This is a genomic window from Nocardiopsis lambiniae, assembly GCF_031845465.1.
GTDB classification, from domain to species: domain Bacteria; phylum Actinomycetota; class Actinomycetes; order Streptosporangiales; family Streptosporangiaceae; genus Nocardiopsis; species Nocardiopsis lambiniae.
The window spans coordinates 268,960-292,831 of record NZ_JAVREP010000003.1 but is presented as its reverse complement, the minus strand read 5'-3'; the positions used below and the strand labels follow the sequence as shown (position 1 = coordinate 292,831).

Below are 23,872 nucleotides of genomic sequence, written 5' to 3'. Positions count from 1 at the left end.
AGGCCGTCCACCCGGGCGACACCGGGTGGGGGCGGAGCACCCGCCCCCACCCCGCACCACCGACGGAGAGGGGACCCGGGTCAGGAACTCGTGAGGACGACGAGTCGCCGGGTCGCGCGGGTCATCGCCACGTAGCGGTCCACCGCCCCCTCGATCCCCTCCCCGAACGCCTCCGGGTCGACCAGGATCACCAGATCGAACTCCAACCCCTTCACCGACGTCGGCGTCAGCGACCGGACCCGGGACGTCGCACGGAACGTGGGATCACCGATGACACAGGCGATCCCCTCCGCGTTCTCGGCGAGCCACGTGTCCAGGATCGAGTCCAGCTCCTCCACCGCCCCGTGCGTCACGGGAACACCCGCGCTCCGGATGGAGGTCGGCACGTTGGCGTCCGGGAGCGCCGCCCGGATGACCGGCTCGGCCTCCGCCATGACCTCCTCCGGCGTCCGGTAGTTGATGCTGAGCGACGTCAGGTCGACCCGGTCGAGCCCGACCCGCTCCAGCCGCTCCCGCCACGACTCCGTGAACCCGTGTCGGGCCTGGGCGCGGTCGCCCACGATGGTGAAGCTCCGCGACGGGCACCGGAGCAGCAGCATCTGCCACTCCGCGTCGGTCAGCTCCTGGGCCTCGTCCACCACGATGTGCGCGAACGGGCCCGCCAGCACGTCCCGGTCCGGGCTCGGCAGCACGGACTCGTCGACCAGGCTGTTCTTCATGTCGTCGAGGAGCAGCATCGTCACCACGCCCTCACCGTCGTCGTCGGCGGCGACCAGGCTGTCGATCACCGTGGACATGCGATCGCGCTGGGCCAGCTCCGAGGCCCGGTGCCGGCTCTGGCGACTCGACGCCTTCGGGTCGCCCAGCCGTTGCCGGGCCGCGTCCAGCAGCGGCAGGTCGGACACCGTCCAGGCCTGGGCCTCCTCGCGCTGGAGCGCGCGGATCTCCTCGATGCTCAGCATCGGCGCGCATTTGCGCAGGTAGGCGGGAACCGTCCACAGGTCGCCGACCAGGTCGGTGGGTTCGAGCAGCGGCCACGCGCGGTAGAAGGCCGTCATCAGTTCCCGGTTCCGCACCAGCACCCGGCGGAGCATCTCCGGCGTGAACCTCTCCTCCTCCTCCTTCTCGTCCTGGTCGTGCTTGTCGAACAGGATCGCGACCAGTTCGTCCAGGATCCGCGTGCGCGCCTCGTTGTGCGGGGTCCCGGGTTCCACCGCGTCGAACGCCTCGGCCCAGTCCCGGACGGTCAACCGGACCTCGGCCCAGGGGGTGGTGACCTCCATCCCCTCGGTGGGCGGCTGCTCGTAGAACCTCACGGCCGGCTCGATCGCCTTCACCAGGTTCGCGGACGCCTTCAGTCGCGCGACCTCGGGGTCCTTCTCCTCCGGGGCCGTCGCGCCCTCGGGGAGGAGATCCCGCAGGGTGCAGATCTGCACCCCCTCCTCGCCCAGGCTCGGCAGCACGTCGGCGACATAGGCCAGGTAGGGCTGGTGCGGACCCACGAACAGCACGCCGCCCCGCCGATGGCCCAGGCGCGGGTCGGAGTACAGCAGGTGGGCGGTGCGGTGCAGGGCGACGACGGTCTTTCCGGTACCGGGGCCGCCGTCGACCACGAGGGTGCCGCTCGAACCGGCCCGGATGATGGCGTTCTGGTCGGCCTGGATGGTGCCGAGCACGTCCCGCATCCGATCGGACCGGTCGGCGCCCAGACTGGCGATGAACGCGGACTGGTCGTCGAGCGAGGCGTGGTGTCCCTCGAACCCGGCCGGAGTGAAGACCTCGTCCCAGTAGTCGGTGATCCGACCCCGCGTCCAGCGGTACCTGCGGCGGCTCGCCAGACCCATCGGGTCGGCGTGGGTGGCCGCGAAGAACGGCTCGGCGGCGGGAGAGCGCCAGTCGAGCAGCAGGCGGCGCCCGTCCTCGTCGCTGAGGCCGAGCCGTCCGATGTACACGGGCTCGGAGTCTCCCTCGGCGACGATGTGGCCCAGACACAGGTCCAGGCCGAAGCGGCGCAGGGAGCGCAGGCGGGAACTCAGCCGGTGGACCTCCATGTCCCGGTCCATCACCGCCCGGCCCCTGCCGCCGGGCGCCATGCGCTCGGTGTCGAGGCGCTCGGACAGGTCGGCGATCGTCCGCTCCAGGCTCTCCGCGATGGCCGCGAAGTGCCGCGCGTCCTCGGCGATCAGTTCGGGCGCGGCCTTGGCGGCGAGATTGTCCGGCAGGTCGAAAACACTGGTGGCCCGCGTATTCACATCGTCCCCCGGATCATGGCATGTGGTCACGAGGGTCGATTCTGGGCCACGAGGGGGGTCTTGCCGCAAGCCCGGGGGTGCGCTATAGATTGAGAGTGGAGGAGAGCGGCCGAAGGCCCTCTCCCTTTTTCATGCCACCGCCGTGACGCCCGGCGGAGCGGTGGAGGTCACGGATCGGCCGAACCGGCCGGTAACCCTTGGCCCGTGGGCGATCCTGTGCCCGGAAGAGGGGCTTCCCCCGAGGTCCCACCGTCCGAAGGGGTACAGATGGCGGATCGCGCGGAGTCGGTCGAGTCGATGGAGCAGCTCACCGTGGCCTGGCGCGCCATGGTGCTCGACCGTGACGCGGACGCCGACGTGCGCGACCTTCCGGGCGTGTCCGTCCGCTGGGCCGACAGCCGGTTCGCGTTCTGGAACTGCGTCACGCTGACCGACGTGGACGCGGATCCGGGGCTCGTCGAGGAGAGACTGGGCCGGGCCGCCGACGTCATGCGTTCCAAGGAGCGCCCCGGGTTCCTGTGGCTCTTCGAGGACCTCCTCACGGACCAGGCGCGCGCGGGGCTCGCGTCCGCCGTCGAGAGGGTGGGCCTGGAACACGCCTTCTCCGGGGTCGGCATGGCCGGGGACCTCCTCCCCCTTCCCGAGCCGTCCCATCCCGAGCTGGAGTTCGTCCGGGTGTCCACCGACGAGCACCTGCGGGCGTACGCGGACCTGAACTCGCGCGCCTACGGGTTCCCCCTGGAGGACGGGAGGGACGGACTGCTCGGGTCGACGCTGTGGAGGGACGGGGTCCACGCCTACCTGGGTGTGCGGGACGGTGTTCCGGTGACGTGCGCCGGAACGGTGGAGGCGGACGGCCGCCTCTTCGTCGCGCTCGTGGCCACGGCCCCGGAGTGGGAGCGCCGGGGCTACGGCGAGGCCGTGACGCGCAAGGCCCTGTACGAGGGCGCTCGGGCGACCGGCCTGATCCGCGCCACCCTGCACGCGACCGCGGCGGGAGCGCCCCTGTACCCGCGCATCGGCTTCGAGCCGAACTCACCGGTGCGCTTCTACGTCTTGAAGGGCTGAGACCGCACGGCGTTCGCCGTCGGGTCGATGTCCGCGCCGCTCCGGGCGGGAGCCTCCCGACTCGCGTCGACCGGCCGAGAAGGCGGTACCGGGGCGGGTCACCTCGTGCCGGGCGACGGGTCCGCCGGAGTATGACCCCGCGCCGATGAATGTGCACTGACATTTATTGGACATCACATATATGTGAGCTAGCATCTAGCCATGTCCCTACGGCACGCCATCCTCGGAATCCTGTCCATCAAGCCGATGAGCGGCTACGAGTTGAAGAAGGTGATCGACGAGAGCGTCGGGCACTTCTGGACGGCGGATCAGTCGCAGATCTACCGCACGCTCGCCGGCCTGGTGGAGGACGGCCTCGCCGTCCGCCGCACCGTGGTGCAGGAGGAGCGCCCCAACATGCACCTGCACAGCGTGACCGACCTCGGTTCGGCCGAACTGGACCGGTGGCTCGCCTCCCCGCTGAAGGCCCAGCCCTCGCGCGAACCCTTCCTCGCACGACTGTTCTTCGCGGACCGGATGCCGGTGGAACGGATCCGGGAACTGCTGGACGGCCGCCGACGGGAGCTGAGCGGACAACTCGCGGCGTTGGAGGCGATCGAGATCCCGGCCAACGTCGCCGAGTTCGGGCTCGGCGGCGTGCTCCGTCTGGCCACGCTCGCCAACGGCATCGCCCACGCGAGAACCGAACTCGACTGGCTGGACGCCACCGAACGACGACTGGAGGGGATCACGTCATGAATCCGCCCACCTCTGCCCGACTGCACCGGATCGCGGCTCGCTACGCCGCGAAACCGGCGGTGTCGGCCATGAGCGTCACGATCGAGCAGCCGTCCACCGGGTTCACCTGGAGCCACGGGGACACCGACCGCCCCTACTTCATCGCCAGCATCACCAAGCTGTACACCGTCTCGATGCTCATGCGGCTTCGCGACGAGAAGGTCCTGACCCTCGACACGCGCGCGGCGGAGATCCTCGGCGAGGACACGATGCGCGGGCTGAACACGCACGGCGGGCGGGACCACGGCCCGGCGATCACGATCCGCGAACTGCTGACGCAGACGTCGGGGATCCCGGACTACTTCGAGCAGAAGCGCCCGGACGGCACGACCTTCCTGGGCGACATGCTGCGCACCGACGCCGCCTGGACCTTCGAGGAACTCCTGGAGATGGCGAGGGGCATGCCGAGCCGGTTCGCCCCCTCGGCGCCGGGCCGGGCGCAGTACTGTGACACCAACTACCAGCTGCTCGGACGCATCATCGAGGTGGCCACCTCCGGCGGCTACGAGGAGGCCTTCCGAAGCCGGATCGTCGAACCGCTCGGCCTGCGCGACACCTGGCTGTTCACCCCGGACACGCTGGACCGCTACGACGAGGTCGCGCCGATCCTGCACGGTCGCACCGCGCTGCGCATCCCGAAGACGATCGCCTCGTTCCCCCCCGACGGCGCGGTGGTGTCGACCTCCGCCGACCAGGTGCGGTTCCTGCGCGCGTTCATGGCGGGCGAGCTGTTCCCGGCGCACTACCTGGCGGAGATGACGGAGCGCTGGAACCCGGTCTTCTCCCGGTTCGTCCCCATCACCTACGGGGTCGGCCTCATGCGACTCAGACTCCCCCGGTGGCTGTCACCGTTCACGCCGATCCCGGAGATGATCGGCCACTCGGGCGCCTTCGGCAACACGCTGTACCACGTCCCGGAACGGGACCTCCACGTCTCCGCGACCGTCAACCAGATGGTCCCCCGTTCCCTCGTGCACGAACTCCTGTTCCAGCTCGTCTCCCAGGTCCGCTGAGCGGTGCCCCGATGCCCCGGTCCGCTTCGGCCCGGGGCACGACGGCCCGCCCGGGGGAGGCGCACTCGTGCGCGGTCCGACCGCCCTCGCCGCTCCGCGCCCCGAACCACGCTCAGGCGGGGCGGACCATGGTGACGCGCCACAGCCGCCGGGGCAGGTCGCCCTCCTCGAAGGGGTGTACCTCCTCCAGACGCCATCCCAGGGCGAGTTCCTCGACCAGGGCCCGGTCGAAGAAGTGCACCGCGAATCCACCGTGCTCGAAGATCCCGTCCCCGTGGGGGACCCCGGTTCCGTGGTGGGCGTCGCCGGTGTGGCGGACGGTGTAGACGAAGGCACCGCCCGGGCGCAGCACCCGACGCACCTCGCGCGCCAGGGCCCGGATCCGGTCGGTGGACAGGGCCATGCAGAGCAGCATGTGCGCGAACACGCCGTCCACCGAGGCGTCGGACAGCGGCAGCTCCTCGCGGGCGTCGTGCACGCGGGCCGTGACACGGTCGGCCAGCCCCCTCTCGGCGGCGTCCCGCTCCAACCGGTCCAGGGCGGTGGGGCTGAAGTCCAGGGCGTGTACCCGCAGGTCCCGCCCGGCCAGCCACAGGGCGTCGCGGCCGTGCCCCGCGCCCAGTTCCAGGACGGTCCCCGCGCTCCGCTCGGCGAACACCTCGGCGGCGTAGCGCGCCGCCCGCGAGGGCTCCGAGCCGTACATGACCGGATGGCGCCGGTAGGTGTCCTGCCAGTGCTTCCGCTGGAGCGCGCCCAGGTCCTCGTCCATGCCCCGCTCCTCCTCACCGCGCCGGGGAGGCCCCCCGCGACCGTTCTTTGTACACTATTCCATGGAATCATGGAATAACAGGAGGGCGGGCAGATGGACAAGACCGACCTGTACGAGGCCGTCGCGCGTACCGGCAAGGCGTTGGCCCACGGCAAGCGCCTGGAGATCCTGGAACTGCTGGCCCAGGGCGAGCGCCCCGTCCAGGACCTCGCCGACGCCGCCGGGCTGAAGCTGACGACCGCCTCGGCCCACCTCCAGACCCTGCGCCGGTCCGGGCTGGTGTCCGTGCGCGGCGAGGGCACCCGCCTCCACTACCGGCTGGCCGGAAACGACGTGGCCGCGCTGATGTCCCTGCTGTGCACGGTCGCCGACAGCCGCAACGCGGACGTGGAGGCGGTCCGCCGCGCCTACCTGGACCACGACGGCATCCGGCTGGTGGGCCGCCGGGAGCTGCTGTCCTCGGCCGCCGACGGCTCCGCGCTGGTGCTGGACGTGCGCCCCGAGTCCGAGTACGCCGCGGGCCACATCCCCGGCGCCGTGTCCATCCCCCTGTCGGAACTGGCCGACCGACTGGCGGAGCTGCCCGCCGGGGTCGAGGTCGTCGCCTACTGCCGGGGCCGCTACTGCGTGCTCTCCTACGACGCCGTGCGCCTGCTCACCGCCCACGGCCGCCGCGCCGCCCTGTTGGAGGAGGGCATCGTCGAATGGCGCTCGGCCGGACTCCCCATCGCCGCGTGAACCGCCGGCCGCCGGGAGGGCCCGTGGGCGCCCCCGCGCCCGTCGCATCCGGCCCGGTCTCAGGCGAGGCGGAGGACCCGGGCGGGTGCCCGGGCCCTCCTGGTCCTCTCAGGGTTCGGGGACTACGCGGGGCCGCAGTCCGGGAGCGGGACGATGTTCACACCGCCCGGGTGGTTGGCCGTGAACCCGAAGCTCGTGCTCTCGCCCGGGTCCAGCAGGCTGTTGTGCGGCAGGTTCCTCACCTCGTGGTGCGAACCGTGGTTGACCACCGTGCCGTTCCACAGGCTGGAGATCGTCTGGCCGTTGGCGAACACCCAGTCGACCATCCACCCGTCGACGCCGTCCTCACCGGCGGTCAGCTCGACCTCGGCCTGGAAGCCGCCCGACCACTCGTTGAGGACGCGGTACTCGGCGGTGCAGTACTCGTCCGCCGGCGGGTCGGTCGGCGGGTCCGTCGGCTCCGGGGGGTCGGTCGGTTCCGGCGGGTCCGTGGGCTCGGGCGGGTCGGTGGGCTCGGGCTCCCCGTTCCCGCCGCTGAACACCACGTCGGAGCAGTTGTAGAACGCCTCCGGGCTGTCCGACCGCTCCCACACCGAGTACACGACGTGTCGGCCCGACCGGTTCGGCAGGTCCACGTCCCAGTAGTACTCGGCGCCCGCCACTCCCCCGCTGCGCAGCGGCGGGTTGACGGCCGTGTCGATGAGCTCCAGGTCGTCCCAGTCCAGCGGCTGGTTCGGGTCCCAGCCCGACTCGGTGACGTAGGTGAAGAACGTGCCCGGGTGCGCGGCCCAGGCGTTGTGGTGGAACTCCACCGTCGTGTTGGCCTGCAACGGCGTGGACGGCCAGTCGTCGCGGGCGGCGTTGAACGCGCTGAACTGCGGGGTCGGACCGCACAGCTCGCCGTCGGCGACGAACTCACGGTGCCGTCCGTCGGAGTTGCCGATGAGGTTGCCGAACCAGTTCCAGTACGCGTAGTCCCCGCCCTCGGCGAGCGCGTCGACACAGGCCGGGTTGGTGGGGGCCAGGGCGCCGCCGGAGCTGCCGCCGGTGGCGTCCTGGAAGCAGGCGTAGGTGCGGGAGGCGGGGTAGGTGAACGCGCCGTGGGCCTCGGCGGGCTCGGGCGCGACCACCACCGAGTAGCCGACGGCGAGCGCGCCGAGCGCCACCGCGGCGGTGAGGAGATTGCGGGTGCGGGTCCTCTCCATGGGGGGTGTTCTTCCTTTCGGGTGGGGGAGTCCCGGCCGGGCGGTCGCCCGGCCGGGGTCGCCGCGGCCGGTCAGGCCGCGGCGCACGCGGGGTCGGGGGCGACGGCGGTGCCGTTCCCGATGAGTCCGAAGGTGGTGGCGGCACCGGCGGCGACGGTGCCGTTGTAGGCGACGTTGCGCGCGGTGACGGTGCCGCCGGAGGTGCTCAGGTCGGTGTTCCAGGAGTGGGCGACGGTCTGGCCCGCCGGGGAGGTCCAGGTGACGACCCAGCCGGTGAGGGCGGTGTGCGCGGTCACCTCGACCTCGGCCTGGAACCCGCCGGACCACTCGTTGGTGACCCGGAACTCGGCGGTGCACTCGCCCTCGGGGTCGGTCGGCGGCTCGCTGGGCTCCTCCGTGGGCGGCTCGCTGGGCTCTTCGGTGGGCGGGTCCGTCGGTTCGCCGCCACCGCCGTAGATCGGGGCCTCGACGGACGTCTCGCCGATGCCGTCCGGTCCGTGGAAGATGCGCTCGCCCCACGGCGTCAGCCGGTTCACGTCGAAGCCCTCGACCATGTCGAGGTACTCCACACCGCCGCCGTTGCCGCTCCAGGACCAGCCGACGTAGCCGAGCCCGAGCCGACGGGTGTGCTCCATGATGGCGTCCTCGTCGGGGTTCCCGTCGCTGTGGTCGTGGCCGAACTCGCCGACGATCAGCGGCAGGCCGGCGTTGACGAAGTGCTCCAGGTAGGAGACGACCGTGGACTCCTGCTCGTAGACGCCGTACATGTGGATGGAGAACACGGTGTTGTCGTCGGCGGCGGCCACCTGCGGCGCGTCCCGGCGCATGATGCCCTGCCAGTCCTGGCCCCAGTTGGGCGCGTCCACCACGAGGGTGTGCTCGAATCCGGCGGCGCGCAGCCGCTCGATGGCGTCGATGGTGTCGGCGGCCCAGGCCTGGTTGACGCCCTGGTCGTTGCCGTAGGGCTCGTTGCCGATGTTGACGAGGACGTGGTCCTCCTCGCCGTGGAGGACGTCCTGGATCCGCAGCCAGTAGTCGACGGCCTCGTCGAGGGTGGCGGCGGCGCCCTCCTCGCCGTAACCGGTGGTGTCGTGGACCTCCAACATGCAGACGAGGCGGTTCGCCTTGCAGAGGGAGACCACGTTCTCCACGTCCGCGGCGCTGTTCTCGTTCCAGCGGTCGCCGCTGCTGAGGACGACGCGGACGGTGTTGGCGCCCAGCGACTTGATGTCGGCGAAGGATCCGGTCTGGTGGGTGTACCAGGTGTGGGCGTGGCTGACGCCGCGGATGAGGAAGTCGTTGCCGGCGGCGTCCACGAGGCGTCCGTCCTGAACGCGGAAGCCGGTGTCGGCGTGGGCGGGTAGCGAGAAGGCGAACAGGGAGGCCACCAGGGCCAGGGCGGCCCCGAGTGCCAGCGCGATCCGGGTGCGCATCGGCGTCTCCAGGGGAGGGGCGCCCCGAGGACCGGGCGGAGGAGTTCCGGTCCTCGGGGCTGGGTGGGTGGTTCGGGCCCGGGGCACCCGTGGTGGGGGTCGGGTGCCCCGGGGGTCGGTGCGGGCGTCCGGCGGACGCCCTGGGGGAAGGGGTAGGGGGCGGGGGTCAGTCGCAGTCGGCGCCGTTCAGCGCGAACGCGTCGGGGCTCGCGACCTGCCCCTGGTGGGTGAGCTGGAAGCCGAACGAGGCGCTGCCGCCGGGTGCCAGCACCCGGTTCCAGGACGCCGCCGCAGCGGTCACGGCGCTTCCGTTCTGGGTCACCGTGGCGTTCCAGGCGGAGGTGATCCGCTGGCCGGCGGGCTGGGTCCAGGTGAGGGTCCAGCCCTCGACCGTGGCCGCGCCGTCGTTGCGGACGGTCACGTCGACGACGGCTCCCTGGTTCCACTGGTTGGAGACGGTGTAGGTCACCGTGCAGGAGCCGTCGCCCGGCCCGGGGCCCGGGTCGCCGCCGGGGTCCCCGCCGAGGGCCTCGTGCATCGCCCAGTAGGCGGGCTTGACCTGGTAGTTCGCGGTGTAGGGCAGGGCCGCGCCCTGACCGGGGAAGACGTCGGGGATCCACGAGTGGCCGTCGTCGACGCCCCACACGGTGACGCCGCCGCAGCCGTCCACGGCCTGGCATGCCTGGAAGACCCGGGTGTAGTCGGCGGCCTGCGCCTGGAGCTGCTGTTCGGAGGCGGGGGTGGTGGTGCGGATGTCGAGCTCGGTGATGATCACTTCCAGCCCGAGGTCGGCGAACCGCTGGATGTTGGCCTGCATGCTGGAGGGCACCTGGCCGACGATGAGGTGCGACTGCAACCCCACGCCGTGCAGGGGCACGCCCCGGTCGAGCAGGGAGGACGCCAGGTCGTAGAGGGCGTCGCTCTTGGCGTTGATCCCCTCGACGTTGTAGTCGTTGATGAAGAGGCGCGCGTCGGGGTCGGCCTCGTGCGCCATCTCCAGCGAGGTGGCGATGTAGTCCGGGCCCAGGGTCCGGTGGAACACCGAGTCCCGGTAGGTGCCGTTCTCGTTGAACGCCTCGTTGACCACGTCCCAGTAGTCGATGTCGCCGGCGTAGCGGCCCATCACCGTCGAGATGTGATCGTCCATCACCTGTTCGAGCTGGGGCGCGCTGAAGCCGCCGTCGGCCACCCAGGAGGGCAGCTGGCTGTGCCACACCAGGGTGTGGCCGTAGACGTCCTGGTCGTTGGCGCGGGCGAAGTCCACCAGCCGGTCGGCGCCCGACCAGTTGAACTGACCGCGCTGCGGCTGGACGGTCTCCCACTTGAGCTCGTTCTCGTGGGTGACGGAGTTGTACTGGGTCGCCGCGATCTCGGCGTACCTCGGGTCGTCGAGCAGGTGGGCGGAGACCGCCACGCCCATGCGCGACCCCTGCTGGTCGGCCAGGTCCCGCAGGGGCGGGTCCTCGGCGTGGGCGGTCGCCCCGGCGCTCAGGGCCAGGGCCGCGGCGAACACCGGTGCGAGCAGTCTCGCCGTGCGGCGTCCCCGCCCTCTCTTTCCGTTCGTCGTCGTCATCGATGGTTCCTTCGTGGTGTGACGGGGAGGGACCGGGGCCGGACCCGGCCCCTCCCCCGCTCGTGGTCGGCGGGCCTCGATCGGACCGCCGTGGGTCAGCCGAAGAGTTCGCCGTGGACGGCCAGTGCGGTGGCCACGTCGACCTGCGACCAGAACCGGTGGTAGGTGAACTCGGGGGCCGGGCCGCCGTCGAGGTAGGCCTGGACCTTCGGCCAGTCCGGGTCGTCCTCGTAGAAGGACCGGATCGACACGAACGTGGAGTCGGAGTCGATCACGTCGCCGTTGGGCATGGTCCCGGTCCAGCCGTCGGGCACGTACAGGCCGCCGTCGGGCGAGTCGTAGGGGTCGTCGAAGCGCCGGTAGTCGGAGCGCACCTCGGGGATGGCGATCCCGAGTTCGTCCTCGTGGTGCAGCAGCGCGTCGAGCAGCCCCTCGGCGACCTCCAGCGACTCCTCGTGGCCGGTGGCGGCGGAGTAGTGCATGAGCGTCTTGGCCAGACCGGCCGCGATGCCCACGTCCTGGTTGTGGGAGACGACCTCGACCCGCAGGTTCGGGTTGCCGGTCGACGTCCCGGTCCAGGTGTCGGGGGCGCCGCTCCACTCCATGTCGGCGGGGATGGCGAACTCGCCGTCGGTGCCGACCGTGGTGTTGTCGATCGCCCACGGGATCCACGCGTCGAGGATGTCCCCGGCGCGCTCGTCACCGGTGATGCGGTGGTACTCGGCCACCCGCTCCATGTCCCAGATCTGGAAGCCGAACCACCGGTTCGACGGCGGGTCGTGCCACACGGGCTTCTCGTCGTAGAACATGCCGTGGAAGGTGGGGGTGCCGGCGGGCGGCTGCCCGTAGTCGCCCTCCCAGCTGTTGGTGGCGCCGCCGGCGATGCCGCCGTCGGCCGACTGGAGCCACTGGATGAACTCCAGCTGCCGGTCCAGGCTGGTGGCCCAGTCCTGGGCGCCGGTGGGCGACTCGGGGGTGAGGGCGTCGACCTCGGAGAGGGCGTAGGCGGCCATCACGTTCTGGTAGCCCTGGTGGGCGGAGGATCCGCCGATGCGCCACGCCCACGGGTACTCGGCGCTGCCGAGGGCGCCGCCCCAGGCGTAGTACCAGGACATCAGGTAGTGCGCGGAGTCCTTGCCGGAGCCGGGGGCGCAGGCCTGGGGTCCGACGCAGTCGCCGACCTCCTTGAAGTACTTGTCGAACATGGCGTAGCGCAGGTAGTCGCCCATGCGCGCGGCGTCGGAGACGCTGTCGGCGATGGCGGCCTCGTTGCCCTGCGCGCTCGCCCACTCGTGGGCCTGGTACGCGACCTGGACGGCGCGCGCGTCGGCGTCGGGGGCGTTGGTGTAGCGCCACTGCTGGGAGTAGTTCGCGTCGTCGGTGAACAGGTCGAGGTACCCGTTGGGACCGCCGTGCTCGAAGGTGTCGCATGAGGGGTGCGGCACGGTCTCCCACACCGACTCGTTGGAGCCGCGCTGGAACGTGTTGATGTAGCCGGGGGCGTCGTCGGTGCCGTCGCCGCAGAACCCGAACCCGTACGTGTTGTCGACGTCCAGCAGCCAGTGCATGCCGTAGACCTCGTCGGTCCCGTACGTGCTGCTCAGCTCGTTCGCGAGCGGGTCCTGTCCGGTCTGCACACCCTGGTCGAGCTCCATCGGGTAGTCCGAGGGGTCGATGGACTCGGGGATGTACGTCGCCGGCGCGGACGGGTCGTAGGAGGCGTTGGTGGGCTGGTCGGAGGTGCCCGGGATGATGAAGGTCTCCATCGACGCCCAGGCGGCGTTGAACGGCGCCCAGTCGCCGGTGATGCGCCCGTAGGTCGCCTCCAGCCACAGGTAGTAGCTGTAGGCCTCGGAGGTCGTGGCGTGCCCGTGGTCGGGCGCCTCCACGATCAGGGTCTCCACCGAGTGGTACGGCACCAGGAGCCCGTCGAACTCGCGGAAGTAGCCGCTGTCGGGGTCCTTGAGCTTGTCGTACTGGGTGAGGAACTCGGCCTCGTAGGCGTTGGCCGCGCCGGAGCGTTCGCGGACCGTGACGGTGACGGGGTCGTATCCGTCGGCGGCGACGGTGAACACGGCCTGGGCCGGGTCGCCGGTGCCGTCGCCGGAGGAGGTGACGGTGACCTCCTGGGCCGTGCCCCAGTCGTCGGCGGTGAAGGTCAGGTCGGCCCCGCCGGTGACGGCGAGGGCGTCGCTGCCGGAGGTGCGCTCGACGTTCACGGCGACGTCGTCCTCGGGGGCGGAGGACAGGTGGACGTCGAAGGTGGCCGAGCCGCCCGGGTCGACGCTGAGGGACTCCGGGGAGACGAGCAGTTCGCCCTCCTCCGGTCCGGGGTCCTCACCGTCGTCACAGGAGACCCCGTTGAGCGTGAACTCGGTGGGGGCGGCACCGGAGCCGGTGCCCTGGAAGCCGAACGTGGCGCTCTGCCCGGTGGCCAGCCCCGGCGCCCAGGCGGGGGCCGTCGCGGTGACCGAGGCCCCGGTCTGGGAGACGGTGGCGTTCCAGGCGTTGGTGATCCGCTGGCTGCCGGGGAAGTCCCAGCCCAGGCTCCAGGGGGAGACGGCCTGGCCCTGGTTGGTGACGGTGACGTCGGCGGTGAAGCCGCTGCCCCAGTCGTTGGTGACGTTGTAGGCGACCGAGCAGATCGGGTCGGCGGCGGCCGGTGCGGCCGGGAGCAGTGCGGCCGTCAGGACGGTGGCCGCGAGGAGGGGGAGGGGACGGCGCCATGGGCGACGCGCGTCCGTGCGGGGGGTGTGCACGTTGCGTCCTCCTGGACGGGTTCCCCGGTTCCCCGGGGCCCGGCCCGCGTTGGGGCATGGCGGAGCCACGCCACCCGCGCGGGCGGGACCGGGGAGCGGGGTCGGGTGGTGTGGGTGCGGGTGCCGTGGGCACCGACGCTGTGGTTATCCGTGCTCGCTGTGGGTGACCGGGCGGGGGCGGTCGATTCCGTCCCCCGCCCGGCCGGTGATCCCCGAGAGGCGGGGGATCAGTTCAGGGGCGGGTAGGCGTTGTCCAGCAGTTCCTGGAACTGGGCGGAGAACCAGTGTCCGGCGACCGGCGCGTCGGGCAGGGCGCCGCTCATGCTGTTGCCGTTGCGCGCGTTGCCCTCATAGGTGGGGTCGCACATCCGGTCGAAGCCCTTGCCCTCGTCGTTGTCGATGAGCTCGCTGGACCCGTCGGACTCGCCCGGGGGCTTCATCCACACGTAGGCGTCGATGCCGGGTTCGGGAGCGGCCTGCGGGCGCTCTCCCAGACCGGCCCCGGACTGGTTGCACCAGTTGCCCAGGTGGATGCGACGGTCGTAGCGGCCACCGTCGACGTAGGCATCGACGCTGGTCTGCGGTCCCGGTCCGGTGGGCCGGTCGGGGCCGCCCCAGCCGTTGCGGGAGGTGTCGATGAGCATTCCGATGTCGGAGGGGAAGCCCTGGGAGACCAGTTCCTGGCGCAGGCCCTGGGCGAAGCCCAGCTCGTCGACGTAGTTGTTCCAGTCCACCCAGGAGGACTGGCGGACCGGCACGCCGCCGATGGTCTGGCCGATGGCGAAGTGGTCCTCCTTCAGCGCCGAGTAGTTGGCGGTGTTGGCGATGAAGCCGTGCACGTCGGAGGGGGTGGCACCGGCGGCGTTGGCGGCCTGGTAGAAGATCTGGGCCGAGGCGGTGAAGTTGTCCTCCCAGCCGATCCAGCCGTGGTGACCGGCGTCGACGTAGTTGTAGACGTTGCCGATGGCGCCCAGGGACGCCAGGGCGTAGCCCACACCCTCGACGTAGTTGCCGTTGGCCAGCATGACGTCGCACTCGGGGGTGGCGGTGGGCCGTCCGGAGACGTTGGTGACCAGGTTGGGCAGGGAGTCGATCTCGATGGTCGCCACGACGCGCAGCTCGGTGTCCTCGTAGTCGGCGAGGATGTCGGCGATCGGGTCGATGTACTCGTTCTTGTAGCGGTCGATCTCGTCAGGGCCGAGTTCGCCGTTGGAGGCCAGGGCGGCGCAGTCGCGGCCGGGCAGGTTGTAGATGACGACCTGGAACACCAGGGGGTCGCCGTCCGCCTGCTCCAGGGCCTCGTCCAGGTGGTCGCGCAGACCCATGGAGCCCGTGGTGGGGCTGTCGTTGCCCTCGATGGCGCCGATGCGGTCGAGCCACACGCCGGTGGGCTGGTCCGCCACGGCGGCACCGCCGGGTTCGGCTGCGGCGTTCGCCGACCAGATCGGGTTCACGTAGACGTCGGCCCCGACATAGGGGTTGTCCACGCGGTCGGAGGGATCGGGATCCGGGTCGGGATCGGGATCCGGGTCCGGGTCGGGATCCGGGTCGGGGTCGACGGCCCCGTCGCACAGGACGCCGTTGAGCTCGAACGCGAGCGGGGCCGCGTTGGAGCCGGAGTAGGAGGCGTTGAACCCGAAGCTCACCGAGCCGTCGGCGGCGATGGCGCCGTTGTACCCGGCGTCGGAGACCGCGACGTTGGCCCCGCTCTGGGTGTGGGTGCCGCTCCAGAGGTTGGTGATCTGCTGGTTCCCGGGGAAGGACCACTCCAGGGTCCAGCCGTTGACGGCGTCTCCCAGATTGGTGATCTCGACGTTCGCGGTGAAACCCGAGCCCCAGTCGTTGACCGTGTAGTCCACGGCGCAACCGGCATCGGCGCTGGCGGGGGTCGAAGGGACGATGGCCAGGGCGGCGCCCACCACGAGGGCGGAGAACGCGGCCGGGCCTCTTCGTGCTCGCGACGATCCGAAGGTCGCGGCACGGTGGATTCTGCTCATCTTCTACTTCCTTGAGGCTGGGGGACCCGAAGGGAAAGGAAAGAAGGTGTCGCCGGACGGGGGGTCCTCGCGACGACTGCGTGGAATCCGAGGAAGGGGGGCGTGGCGAATGGGGGTGAGCGGGGCATGGCTTTCTCCGGCGGGGTGGACCCGTTTTTCGGGAGCGCTCCCATTTCTGCGCGTTCCGTGCTGTACGGGTATCGGAGGGATCTCGGCGGCGGGCCCGGGAGGGCCTGGAGGGGCATGTGCGCTCTGTGCGGGAGCGCTCCCATGAGAGTAACCACGCAATGGTGATATGTAAACAGCGAATGAAAAAGAGATTTCGTACCGGGACGAACGGCATCCCATGGAGAACCCGCCGGTGAATGGGCATTAAGCTATCGGCGGGCCGAGGGGACAAAGTGAATTGTGGGACTGGAGTGAACAGTCCCCATGCCAATGATGCTACCGATCGCCTTCGGTGAACTCCTCGCTGGCGTCCGCGAGAATCCCCAGTACGGCGATCGGATCGGGGAGCACCACCGTCCCGCCCCCGTCGCGCGGGGTCCGGATCCAGGAGACGCTGCCGCCGCCCGACAACCGGGAGGGGGCGCCCAGGACGAAACTGTCCCGGCAGTGCCACCGCAGCCCCGGCATATCCTCGATCGCCTCCGGGACGCAGTCCAGATGGCAGGACCACCACTCGTCCTCGTCCACCGGGGAGCGGGTCGCCACGTAGAACAGGTAACGCGAACCCAGTGCCGCCACCGGCCCCGCCGGCACGCCCGACCGGCCCATCCGCGCCAGCGCCATCACACCGGCCTCGCGCGGCACGTCGAACACGTCGAACACCCGCCCCGTCGGCAGGATCACGTTCGCCTCGGGGTCGGCCGCCCACCACCGCCGGATCGTGTCGCCGTCGGTGCTGGCCTCCACCCCCCAGGCCATCGTGGCCGGATGCGCCGCCGGGTCCGGACAGCCCATCCGATCGCAGGTACAGGCGCGGTCGTGACCCGGCGCGGTCCCCCGCACCACCGGCCACCCCAGCGCCGCGTAGCCCAGCGCGGCGTCGACCATGCCGTCCATCGCCGGACGCCGCTTCCGTCGGTACAACACATCGGCCATGGAGCCCTCCCCGGTGATCCTCGATGTTCCAGATGCGGTCCTGGTGATACGGACCCGCACCCGGCGACCGCGACCGGGGAGGGAACCGGTCGCGCTACCGGAGCAGACGTGCCGCCTCGGTTGCCCAGTACGTGAGGACCTGCTCGGCCCCGGCCCGACGATACGACGTCAGGGTCTCCAGGATGGCCCGCTCACGGTCGATCCAGCCGCGCTCGGCCGCCGCCTCGATCATCGCGTACTCGCCGCTGACCTGGTAGGCGGACACGGGCACCGGGGACGTCTCCGCCACCTTCGCGACGATGTCGAGGTAGGCCAGGCCCGGTTTGACCATGACCATGTCGGCGCCCTCGGCCACGTCCAGGGCCACCTCGCGCAGCGCCTCCCGGACGTTGGCCGGGTCCTGCTGGTAGCCGGACCGGTCCCCGAACCGCGGCGCGCCCTCGGCGGCCTCGCGGAACGGGCCGTAGAACGAGGAGGCGTACTTGGCGGCGTAGGCCAGGATCGGCACCTGCGCGTACCCGGCCCGGTCCAGCCCGGCGCGGATCGCCGCGACCTGGCCGTCCATCATGCCGCTGGGCGCCACCACGGCCGCGCCCGCCTCGGCCTGGGCGGCGGCGATCGCCGCGTACCGCTCCAGGGTGAGGTCGTTGTCCACGTGCCCGTTCGCCTCCAGCGGACCGCAGTGGCCGTGCGAGGTGTACTCGCACAGGCACAGGTCGGCCATCACCACGAGGGCGTCGCCGACGTCCTTGGCCAGGTCGCGCAGGGCCTCCTGGACGATCCCGTGCGGATCGTCGGCGGCCGAGCCCCGCTCGTCCTTGCGCGCCGGGATGCCGAACAGCATGACGCCGCCGACCCCGGCCTCGGCCGCCTCGTGGGCGGCCCGGCGCAGGCTGTCACGGGTGTGCTGGAACTGGCCCGGCATCGAGGAGATCGCGACCGGCTCGGGGATCCCCTCCTTGACGAACATCGGCAGGACGAGGTTCTCCGGGGCCACCCTGGTCTCGGCGACCAGGCGGCGCAGGGCCGGGCCCCGGCGCAGGCGGCGCGGCCGGGCGACGGGGAAGGCCGCTTCGTGACCGGTGGTGTTCATGTCGGTGCTCCCGGAGAAGGTGGTGTCGGACGGGCGCGGGCGGGATCTCAGAGCTTGCGGCGGCGGCCACGACGCTTCTGGCTCGGCTTGAGGACGGGCTTGCCCGCCTCGATCGCCTCAAGGCGCTTGGCGGCACCGTACTCCGAAAGTGCCCCCACGAGGGCCGAAACCGAGGCTTTGGGCGCCACCACGTCGACGCGCAGGCCGAACTCGATGGCGGTCTTCTCGGTCTCGGGGCCGATCACCGCGATGACGGTGGTGTTGTGCGGCTTGCCCGCGATCCCCACCAGGTTGCGCACCGTGGAGGAGGACGTGAACAGCACCGCGTCGAACCCGCCGCCCTTGATCGCCTCTCGGACGGGCGCGGGCGGCGGCGCCGCACGGACGGTCCGGTAGGCGGTGACGTCGTCGATCTCCCAGCCCAGTTCGGTCAGACCGGCGGCCAGGGTCTCGGTGGCGATGTCGGCGCGGGGCAGCAGCACCCGCTCGATGGGGTCGATCTCGGCGTCGTAGGGCGGCCACACCGACACCAGGCCACTACTGGACTGGGCGTCGGCGGGCGGGGCCAGGTCGGGCTGGATGCCGAACTCGCGGACGGCGCGGGCGGTGGCCTCGCCGACGACCGCGACCTTCACACCGGCGAAGGCGCGCGCGTCCAGGCCGTAGGACTCCAGGCGCTCGCGGATCGCCCTGACCGCGTTGACGGAGGTGAAGGCCACCCACTGGTAGCGGCCGGTGACCAGGCCGCGGACGGCCCGCTCCATCTGCTGCGGGGTGCGCGGCGGCTCCACCGAGATGGTGGGCACCTCCTCGGGGACCGCGCCGTGGTCGCTCAACTGCTCGGACAGGGCGGCGGCCTGCTCCTTGGTGCGGGGCACCAGGACGCGCCAGCCGAACAGCGGTCGGCTCTCGTACCAGGACAGCTCCGTCCGGCGCGCGACGGGTGCGCCGACGATCATCATGGCGGGCGCGGTGAGGTGGTGGCCCTTGGCGTCCTTGGCCTTGAGGTCGGCGACCAGACGGGCCAGGGTCGAGGCGACCGTGGTCTGGCGGGTGGTGCCCCCGGCGCGGACGACGGCGACCGGGGTGGCGGCGGGGCGCCCGCCGGCGATGAGGGTCTTGCAGAGCACGTCGAAGCCGGGTCCCTGGAACTCGGCCGGTTCGTCGAGGGGGGCGTCCCCGCCCAGGATGACCAGGGTGGCGTCACTGGCGGCGGCCTCGTGCCAGTCGACCTCGGCGCCTCGGGCGCGGGCGTTGAGGACGCGCACCTCGGTGGCGCCCTCGTTCAGGAGGGGGATCCCGGTGAAGGTCGGCACGGCGGTGATCGAGGAGACGCCGGGGGCGACCTCCACGTCGACGCCGGCCTCACGGCAGGCCAGGACCAGATCGGCGCCCCGGCAGCCGAAGAACGGATCTCCGGAGAAGAGCCGCACGACCCGCAGGCCCTCACGGGCGCGGGCCACCGCGAAGGCGTTGACGTCGCCGATGTCCTCGGCCCGGACGGTGGTGACGTCCTCGCGGCAGTGGGTGAGGAGCTCGTCGCGGAAGCCGGACAACTCCTCGGCGGCGGGCTCGCGCAGCGTGATGACCACGTCGGCGTCGCGGAGCAGCTCCGCGCCGCGCAGGGTCAGCAGCTCGACGCCGCCGGGTCCGGCGCCCACGAGGGCGACGTGCCCGGGTCGCGTGGTCGCGCGCTGCTCCTCCGGCAGGGGGTTGACGTTGGCGTTCACGTGCTGGACTCCTCTGTGTGGCCGTGTCCCGGGGCGCGGGCGCCGAGAAGTGGTCGATTCCGGCGGATCCGGACCCGCCCGCCGGCGGGCGGGGTCAGGGTTCGGAAGGTGTGTCCCTCTCCGCGAAGGCGGCGGCGACGATCCGGTCGGCCCCGTCGGCGATCATGGCGCGGGCCAGGTCCCGCCCGAGGGCGACGGCCCCGTCCAGGTCGGTGACGGCGTCGAGGGTGGCGGCCCGCTCGCCGCGCACGGCCTCGGAGCCGTCGATGGCGACGACGGCGGCGCGCAGGCGCAGTTCGCGGCCGTCCGCGTCGTAGCGGGCGTGGGCGCCCACCGGCGCGGCGCAGCCGGCCTCCAGCTCGGCCAGGACGACGCGTTCGGCGACGACGGCGAGCCGCGTGGCGGGGTCGTCGACGGAGGCGAGGTAGGCCAGGTCGCCGTCGCGGCGTTCGGTGCGGCACTCGACGGCGAGGGCGCCCTGCCCGGGTGCGGGGAGCACCTGCTCGGGGTCGAAGACGTCGGTGACGTCGGCCAGCCGGTCGACCCGGCCCAGTCCGGCGTAGGCCAGGACGACGGCGTCGAGTTCACCGGAGGCGACCTTGCCCAGGCGGGTCTCGGCGTTGCCGCGGATCGGCACGTAGACCAGGTCGGGGCGCAGGGCGGCGAGCTGGGCGACGCGGCGCGGCGAGCCGGTGCCGACCCTGGCCCCGGCGGGCAGGTCGGCGAACTTCAGGCCGTCGCGGGCGCACAGGGCGTCGCGGGGGTCGTCACGTTCGGGGATGGCGGCCAGGACCAGGCCGTCGGCGGGTGCCGTGGGCAGGTCCTTGAGCGAGTGGACCGCGAAGTCGACGGTGTCGGCGAGCAGTTCGTCGCGCAGGGCGTTGACGAAGACGCCGGTGCCGCCGAGCTGGGTCAGGTGGGCCTTGGTGACGTCGCCGAAGCTGGTGACGAGCACCAGCTCGATGGCCCGCCCGGTGCGCTCGGTGATGGCGTCGGCCACCATCCGCGACTGGCTGGTGGCCATGGTGCTGCGACGGGTGGCGAGCCTGGCGGGCCCGGTGCTGCCGGTCATGCCTTCTCCTGGGCGGGTCGTACCGCCGTGATCGTGGTGTCGTCGAGGTCGAACAGTTCGCGCAGGGCCGCCTCGTAGGACTCCCCGTCCGGGGCCGCGGCCAGCTCCTTGACGCGCACGGTGGGTCTGTGCAGGAGCTTGTCGGCGACGCGGCGCATGGCCCGGGTGATCTCCTCACGGGTGCGGTCGTCCAGGTCCTCGGGCAGTCGGCCGTGCAGGCGGCTCAGCTCGGCCTCGACCACGCCGCGGGCCTGCGCGCGCAGGGCGACGACGGTGGGGGCGACCTGGGCGGCGCGACGGACGGAGCGGAACTCGGCGACCTCCTCGTCGACGATGTCGCGGACGAGTTCGAGGACGCCGCCGCGGCCCGTGCCGGTGCCGCCGCCGAGGGTGGCGGCCTGGCGCAGGTCCTCGATGTCCACGAGGCGCACGGCGGGCAGGTCGCGGACGGCGAGGTCGATGTCGTGGGGCAGCGCGAGGTCGAGGAAGACCAGGGGGCGGGTGCGGTCGGCGGTGGCCGCGGCGACCGCGTCGGCGGTCAGGACCAGACCCTGGGCGCCGGTGCAGGAGATGACGAGGTCGACGGCGGGCAGGGTCGCGGCGGCGTCGGAGAAGGGCACCGAGCGGGCGGCGACGCCCTCGTAGGCCTCGGTGAGGCACTCGGCGAGGCGGTCGGCGCGCTCGCGGGTGCGGTTGGCCACGATGACGGTGGCGGCGCCCTGGCGGGCGACGGTGTTGGCGGACAGGGCGCTCATGGAACCCGCGCCGAGGATGAGGACTCGCATGCCCTCCAGGGGGCCGGCGGTGGCGCGGGCGAGGCCCGGGGCGTGGTGGGTGTCACCGGCGGCGGCGGACATGGGGCAGCCGACCGGGGGCGTGGCGCCGATCGTCTGGACGGTGCGGTCGGCGGTCAGCTCGTTGCCGCCGGTGGGGCCCAGACCCAGGTGGCGCAGGGCGACGGTGAGGCCGAAGCTCACCATGTCGGCGCCGGCGTGGTCGAGGTGGGTCTCGGTGTGGGCGCGCTTGCCGACGCGCAGGGCGCGCTGGCCGAGGTCGTTGAGGACGCGGCCGACGGAGCCGGTCTCCTGCCCCGACTTGAGGGCGTCGCGGACCTGGCCGAGGATCTGGCCCTCGCCGAGCACCATGGAGTCGAGCCCGCAGGTGACGGAGAACAGGTGCTGGACGGCGCGTTCCTCGTAGTGCACGTACATGTGCTCGGAGAGTTCGCCCAGGGGGACGCCGGTGTGCCACGACAGGAGCTCGGTGATGGCCGAGACGCCGCCGTGGAAGGCGTCGACGTCGGCGTAGATCTCCGTCCGGTTGCAGGTGGAGACCACCATGACCTCGTTGACGGACTCGGCGCCGACCATCTCCTCGACCGCCTTGGCGCGCGTCTCTCCGTTCAACGCCACGCGTTCGAGCAGCGCCACCGGCGAACTCCGGTGGCTCAACCCCACGGCCAGGACACTCATCCGCATTCTCCTATGCAGGCACTACATCAGCGTCTCTCCATGCTCCGGCAGGGTGCCCGTCCCCCCACGGGCGACCCCCCGAAGCGCGGCGCACGCTCGCTCATCGCCGCCGCCCATGCAGGCCTCACGACCCTTGTGCGGGCCTCACGGCCCCGATGTTCACGTCATTTCCAGTCCCGCCGGTTCCGCGCCGTGGTCCTCGTCGCCGTTGCGGCGTTGTGCGTGGAAGGCCAGGATCTGGAGTTCGATGGACAAGTCGACCTTACGCACATCGACCCCGTCCGGCACATTCAGCACGACCGGGGCGAAGTTGAGGATGCTGCTCACCCCGGCCTCGACGAAACGGGTCGCGACCGCCTGCGCGGCGACGGCCGGTGTGGTGATGATCCCGATGGAGACGCCCTTGTCGCGGACAACGGACTCCAGGGTGTCAATATGCCCCACGTCCAGGGACGCCACGCGCCGGCCCACCATGGTGGGGTCGGCGTCGAGCAGGGCCGCGATGCGGAACCCGCGCGTCCCGAACCCCCCGTAGTTGGCGAGTGCGCGCCCCAGGTTGCCGATGCCGACGATGGCCACGGCCCAGTCCTGGGTGAGACCAAGCTCACGCGAGATCTGGTACACGAGGTACCGGACCTCGTAACCGACGCCGCGCGTTCCGTAGGAGCCCAGGTGGGAGAGGTCCTTGCGGAGCTTGGCCGAGTTCACCCCGGCGGCCGAGGCCAGATCCTCCGACGAGACGGTGAGGGTGCCCCGGTCCTGGAGCGCCTGCAACGTGCGCAGGTAGACGGGGAGCCGGGCGACGGTGGCCTCCGGGATTCCCCTCTCCCGGGGCGGGCGACTGGTCACGGGCGGGTGCTCCTGAGCGGCGGTGGTGCGGGCGGGGGCGCGGGGATGCGGGGCCCGGGGTACGCCCCCGGGGAGTTCTGCTTCGAGGACCCTAGGTTACGTGCTTGTGAAAGCACGCACAAAGTGGGGTCGGTTGTGACGGTCGGCTCACAAGTTCCCACCGGGGCCGTTCCGCGAGGGCCTCCGGGGCGATCGCGGCGAGGAGGATCCGACGACCGACGGCACGGAACGGCACCGATGGGACGGTGTGTTATCCCCTGTCCCCTCTCGACCGTTCCAGGGCCGAATGGGAAACCCGTTCACACATGACGGACGACTTTCGCGACGCGACGATCTCCGCGCTTTCAGCCCTTCAACGCGGCCCGCAGCCGCCCTTCGTCCACCCGCCAGAAATCGTGCCGGGAGCCGTCGACGAAAGTGACCGGGATCTTGTCCCAGTACTCCTCGCGGTCCGCCGTGCCGACCTCGTCCAACGACACCTCGATCCGGCTCGCGTCGGACTCACCGGCCACCGCGTCGATGATCCGCCAGGCGTCCTCGCACAGATGGCAGCCCTCCCGGCCGAGCATCACCACGCGCGCCCGCCCCGCCCAGTCAGGGATTTCGGTCATGTTTCCTCCGGATTCCACGGCTTTTTCGGACCCCTCACCCACCGGCGAAGGGGGGTAGGACCTCAATCACAGTCCCATCCGTGACCGGAATGTCACCGTGCGGCCTGCGACCCACCGGGCGCTCGCCGATCAGGAACGAGGAAACCCCGAGAACACGCAGGAAGCGGTCGTCGGGATGGAGTCGGCGCGCCGCGTCGAGAGCCTGTTCGAGGGTCCGCGCGTCGACCGCGTCCTCGGCGATTCCCGCCGCGTCCTTGGCCGCCGCCCAGTACCTGATAGTGCACTTCGCCATCTGTTGATTATCCTTGGTGTTGCTCGGAGGCGACGTATTAAACAAATCTTCACCGGGGGCAAAGG

19 protein-coding genes are annotated in these 23,872 nt (G+C 71.6%); 4 read left to right on the top strand and 15 right to left on the bottom strand.

Annotated features, from left to right (window positions below; translation table 11 throughout):
* Positions 1 to 80: 80 nt before the first annotated feature.
* Entirely contained in the window at positions 81 to 2,252 is a 2,172-nt protein-coding gene (gene helR, locus RM479_RS07320) for an RNA polymerase recycling motor ATPase HelR (RefSeq protein WP_311510954.1), read from the bottom strand.
* A gap of 267 nt (positions 2,253 to 2,519) precedes the next feature.
* Here helR and RM479_RS07315 point away from each other — a divergent pair, with 267 nt between their 5' ends.
* The 3 genes from RM479_RS07315 (at position 2,520) to RM479_RS07305 (ending at position 5,110) form a co-directional block, all read left to right on the top strand.
* Entirely contained in the window at positions 2,520 to 3,320 is an 801-nt protein-coding gene (locus RM479_RS07315; protein ID WP_311510953.1) for a GNAT family N-acetyltransferase, read from the top strand.
* A gap of 201 nt (positions 3,321 to 3,521) precedes the next feature.
* Complete coding sequence (locus tag RM479_RS07310) at positions 3,522 to 4,058, top strand: PadR family transcriptional regulator (RefSeq protein ID WP_311510952.1); 537 nt, start codon at positions 3,522 to 3,524, stop codon at positions 4,056 to 4,058.
* 68 nt (positions 4,059 to 4,126) lie between these two features.
* On the top strand, positions 4,127 to 5,110 hold the full coding sequence (locus RM479_RS07305; protein WP_311510951.1) for a serine hydrolase domain-containing protein: 984 nt from the start codon (positions 4,127 to 4,129) through the stop codon (positions 5,108 to 5,110).
* A 112-nt stretch (positions 5,111 to 5,222) separates the two neighbouring features.
* On the opposite strand, the gene RM479_RS07300 is transcribed toward RM479_RS07305, so the two are convergent.
* Complete coding sequence (locus RM479_RS07300) at positions 5,223 to 5,879, bottom strand: class I SAM-dependent methyltransferase (protein WP_311510950.1); 657 nt, start codon at positions 5,877 to 5,879, stop codon at positions 5,223 to 5,225.
* Between the two features lie 93 nt (positions 5,880 to 5,972).
* Here RM479_RS07300 and RM479_RS07295 point away from each other — a divergent pair, with 93 nt between their 5' ends.
* Positions 5,973 to 6,617: an ArsR/SmtB family transcription factor gene (locus tag RM479_RS07295; RefSeq protein WP_311510949.1), complete on the top strand. Its 645-nt coding sequence runs from the start codon at positions 5,973 to 5,975 to the stop codon at positions 6,615 to 6,617.
* Between the two features lie 122 nt (positions 6,618 to 6,739).
* Here RM479_RS07295 and RM479_RS07290 read toward each other — a convergent pair whose 3' ends face one another.
* The 13 genes from RM479_RS07290 to RM479_RS07230 form a co-directional block, all read right to left on the bottom strand.
* Complete coding sequence (locus tag RM479_RS07290; protein WP_311510948.1) at positions 6,740 to 7,822, bottom strand: lytic polysaccharide monooxygenase; 1,083 nt, start codon at positions 7,820 to 7,822, stop codon at positions 6,740 to 6,742.
* A 71-nt stretch (positions 7,823 to 7,893) separates the two neighbouring features.
* Positions 7,894 to 9,255, bottom strand: coding sequence for a cellulase family glycosylhydrolase (locus RM479_RS07285; RefSeq protein WP_311510947.1), 1,362 nt, complete (start codon positions 9,253 to 9,255; stop codon positions 7,894 to 7,896).
* A gap of 166 nt (positions 9,256 to 9,421) precedes the next feature.
* On the bottom strand, positions 9,422 to 10,828 hold the full coding sequence (locus RM479_RS07280) for an endo-1,4-beta-xylanase (RefSeq protein WP_311510946.1): 1,407 nt from the start codon (positions 10,826 to 10,828) through the stop codon (positions 9,422 to 9,424).
* 95 nt (positions 10,829 to 10,923) lie between these two features.
* Positions 10,924 to 13,587, bottom strand: coding sequence for a glycoside hydrolase family 48 protein (locus RM479_RS07275; RefSeq protein ID WP_311510945.1), 2,664 nt, complete (start codon positions 13,585 to 13,587; stop codon positions 10,924 to 10,926).
* Between the two features lie 227 nt (positions 13,588 to 13,814).
* Positions 13,815 to 15,584, bottom strand: coding sequence for a glycoside hydrolase family 6 protein (locus RM479_RS07270; protein ID WP_311510944.1), 1,770 nt, complete (start codon positions 15,582 to 15,584; stop codon positions 13,815 to 13,817).
* A 444-nt stretch (positions 15,585 to 16,028) separates the two neighbouring features.
* Positions 16,029 to 16,688, bottom strand: coding sequence for a bifunctional DNA primase/polymerase (locus RM479_RS07265; RefSeq protein WP_311510943.1), 660 nt, complete (start codon positions 16,686 to 16,688; stop codon positions 16,029 to 16,031).
* 94 nt (positions 16,689 to 16,782) lie between these two features.
* Positions 16,783 to 17,781, bottom strand: coding sequence for a porphobilinogen synthase (gene hemB / locus RM479_RS07260; protein ID WP_311510942.1), 999 nt, complete (start codon positions 17,779 to 17,781; stop codon positions 16,783 to 16,785).
* Positions 17,782 to 17,828: 47 nt separating this feature from the next.
* Positions 17,829 to 19,511 (bottom strand): bifunctional uroporphyrinogen-III C-methyltransferase/uroporphyrinogen-III synthase, encoded by a 1,683-nt coding sequence (locus tag RM479_RS07255; RefSeq protein ID WP_311510941.1) that lies wholly within the window; start codon positions 19,509 to 19,511, stop codon positions 17,829 to 17,831.
* Positions 19,512 to 19,605: 94 nt separating this feature from the next.
* Positions 19,606 to 20,583, bottom strand: a complete 978-nt coding sequence (gene hemC / locus RM479_RS07250) for a hydroxymethylbilane synthase (protein ID WP_311510940.1) — start codon at positions 20,581 to 20,583, stop codon at positions 19,606 to 19,608.
* On the bottom strand, positions 20,580 to 22,055 hold the full coding sequence (locus RM479_RS07245; protein WP_274812512.1) for a glutamyl-tRNA reductase: 1,476 nt from the start codon (positions 22,053 to 22,055) through the stop codon (positions 20,580 to 20,582). Before RM479_RS07245 ends, hemC begins: the two co-directional genes overlap by 4 nt.
* Positions 22,056 to 22,214: 159 nt before the next feature.
* The gene (locus RM479_RS07240) at positions 22,215 to 22,904 is read right to left on the bottom strand and encodes a redox-sensing transcriptional repressor Rex (protein WP_311510939.1); all 690 of its coding nucleotides are present in this window, start codon (positions 22,902 to 22,904) and stop codon (positions 22,215 to 22,217) included.
* A 344-nt stretch (positions 22,905 to 23,248) separates the two neighbouring features.
* A complete protein-coding gene (locus RM479_RS07235) occupies positions 23,249 to 23,515 on the bottom strand; it encodes a glutaredoxin family protein (protein WP_311510938.1) in 267 nt (88 codons plus the stop codon).
* 34 nt (positions 23,516 to 23,549) lie between these two features.
* Positions 23,550 to 23,807, bottom strand: coding sequence for a MoaD/ThiS family protein (locus tag RM479_RS07230; RefSeq protein WP_274812539.1), 258 nt, complete (start codon positions 23,805 to 23,807; stop codon positions 23,550 to 23,552).
* Positions 23,808 to 23,872 lie beyond the last annotated feature (65 nt).

Bases quoted from the DNA above. Each gene is read 5' to 3' on its own strand.
- RM479_RS07315 (WP_311510953.1), top strand. From the start codon at position 2,520: ATGGCGGATCGCGCGGAGTCGGTCGAGTCGATGGAGCAGCTCACCGTG.
- RM479_RS07310 (WP_311510952.1), top strand. From the start codon at position 3,522: ATGTCCCTACGGCACGCCATCCTCGGAATCCTGTCCATCAAGCCGATG.
- RM479_RS07305 (WP_311510951.1), top strand. From the start codon at position 4,127: ATGAGCGTCACGATCGAGCAGCCGTCCACCGGGTTCACCTGGAGCCAC.
- RM479_RS07300 (WP_311510950.1), bottom strand. From the start codon at position 5,879: ATGGACGAGGACCTGGGCGCGCTCCAGCGGAAGCACTGGCAGGACACC.
- RM479_RS07295 (WP_311510949.1), top strand. From the start codon at position 5,973: ATGGACAAGACCGACCTGTACGAGGCCGTCGCGCGTACCGGCAAGGCG.
- RM479_RS07290 (WP_311510948.1), bottom strand. From the start codon at position 7,822: ATGGAGAGGACCCGCACCCGCAATCTCCTCACCGCCGCGGTGGCGCTC.
- RM479_RS07285 (WP_311510947.1), bottom strand. From the start codon at position 9,255: ATGCGCACCCGGATCGCGCTGGCACTCGGGGCCGCCCTGGCCCTGGTG.
- RM479_RS07280 (WP_311510946.1), bottom strand. From the start codon at position 10,828: ATGACGACGACGAACGGAAAGAGAGGGCGGGGACGCCGCACGGCGAGA.
- RM479_RS07270 (WP_311510944.1), bottom strand. From the start codon at position 15,584: ATGAGCAGAATCCACCGTGCCGCGACCTTCGGATCGTCGCGAGCACGA.
- RM479_RS07265 (WP_311510943.1), bottom strand. From the start codon at position 16,688: ATGGCCGATGTGTTGTACCGACGGAAGCGGCGTCCGGCGATGGACGGC.
- hemB (WP_311510942.1), bottom strand. From the start codon at position 17,781: ATGAACACCACCGGTCACGAAGCGGCCTTCCCCGTCGCCCGGCCGCGC.
- hemC (WP_311510940.1), bottom strand. From the start codon at position 20,583: ATGACCGGCAGCACCGGGCCCGCCAGGCTCGCCACCCGTCGCAGCACC.
- RM479_RS07245 (WP_274812512.1), bottom strand. From the start codon at position 22,055: ATGAGTGTCCTGGCCGTGGGGTTGAGCCACCGGAGTTCGCCGGTGGCG.
- RM479_RS07235 (WP_311510938.1), bottom strand. From the start codon at position 23,515: ATGACCGAAATCCCTGACTGGGCGGGGCGGGCGCGCGTGGTGATGCTC.
- RM479_RS07230 (WP_274812539.1), bottom strand. From the start codon at position 23,807: ATGGCGAAGTGCACTATCAGGTACTGGGCGGCGGCCAAGGACGCGGCG.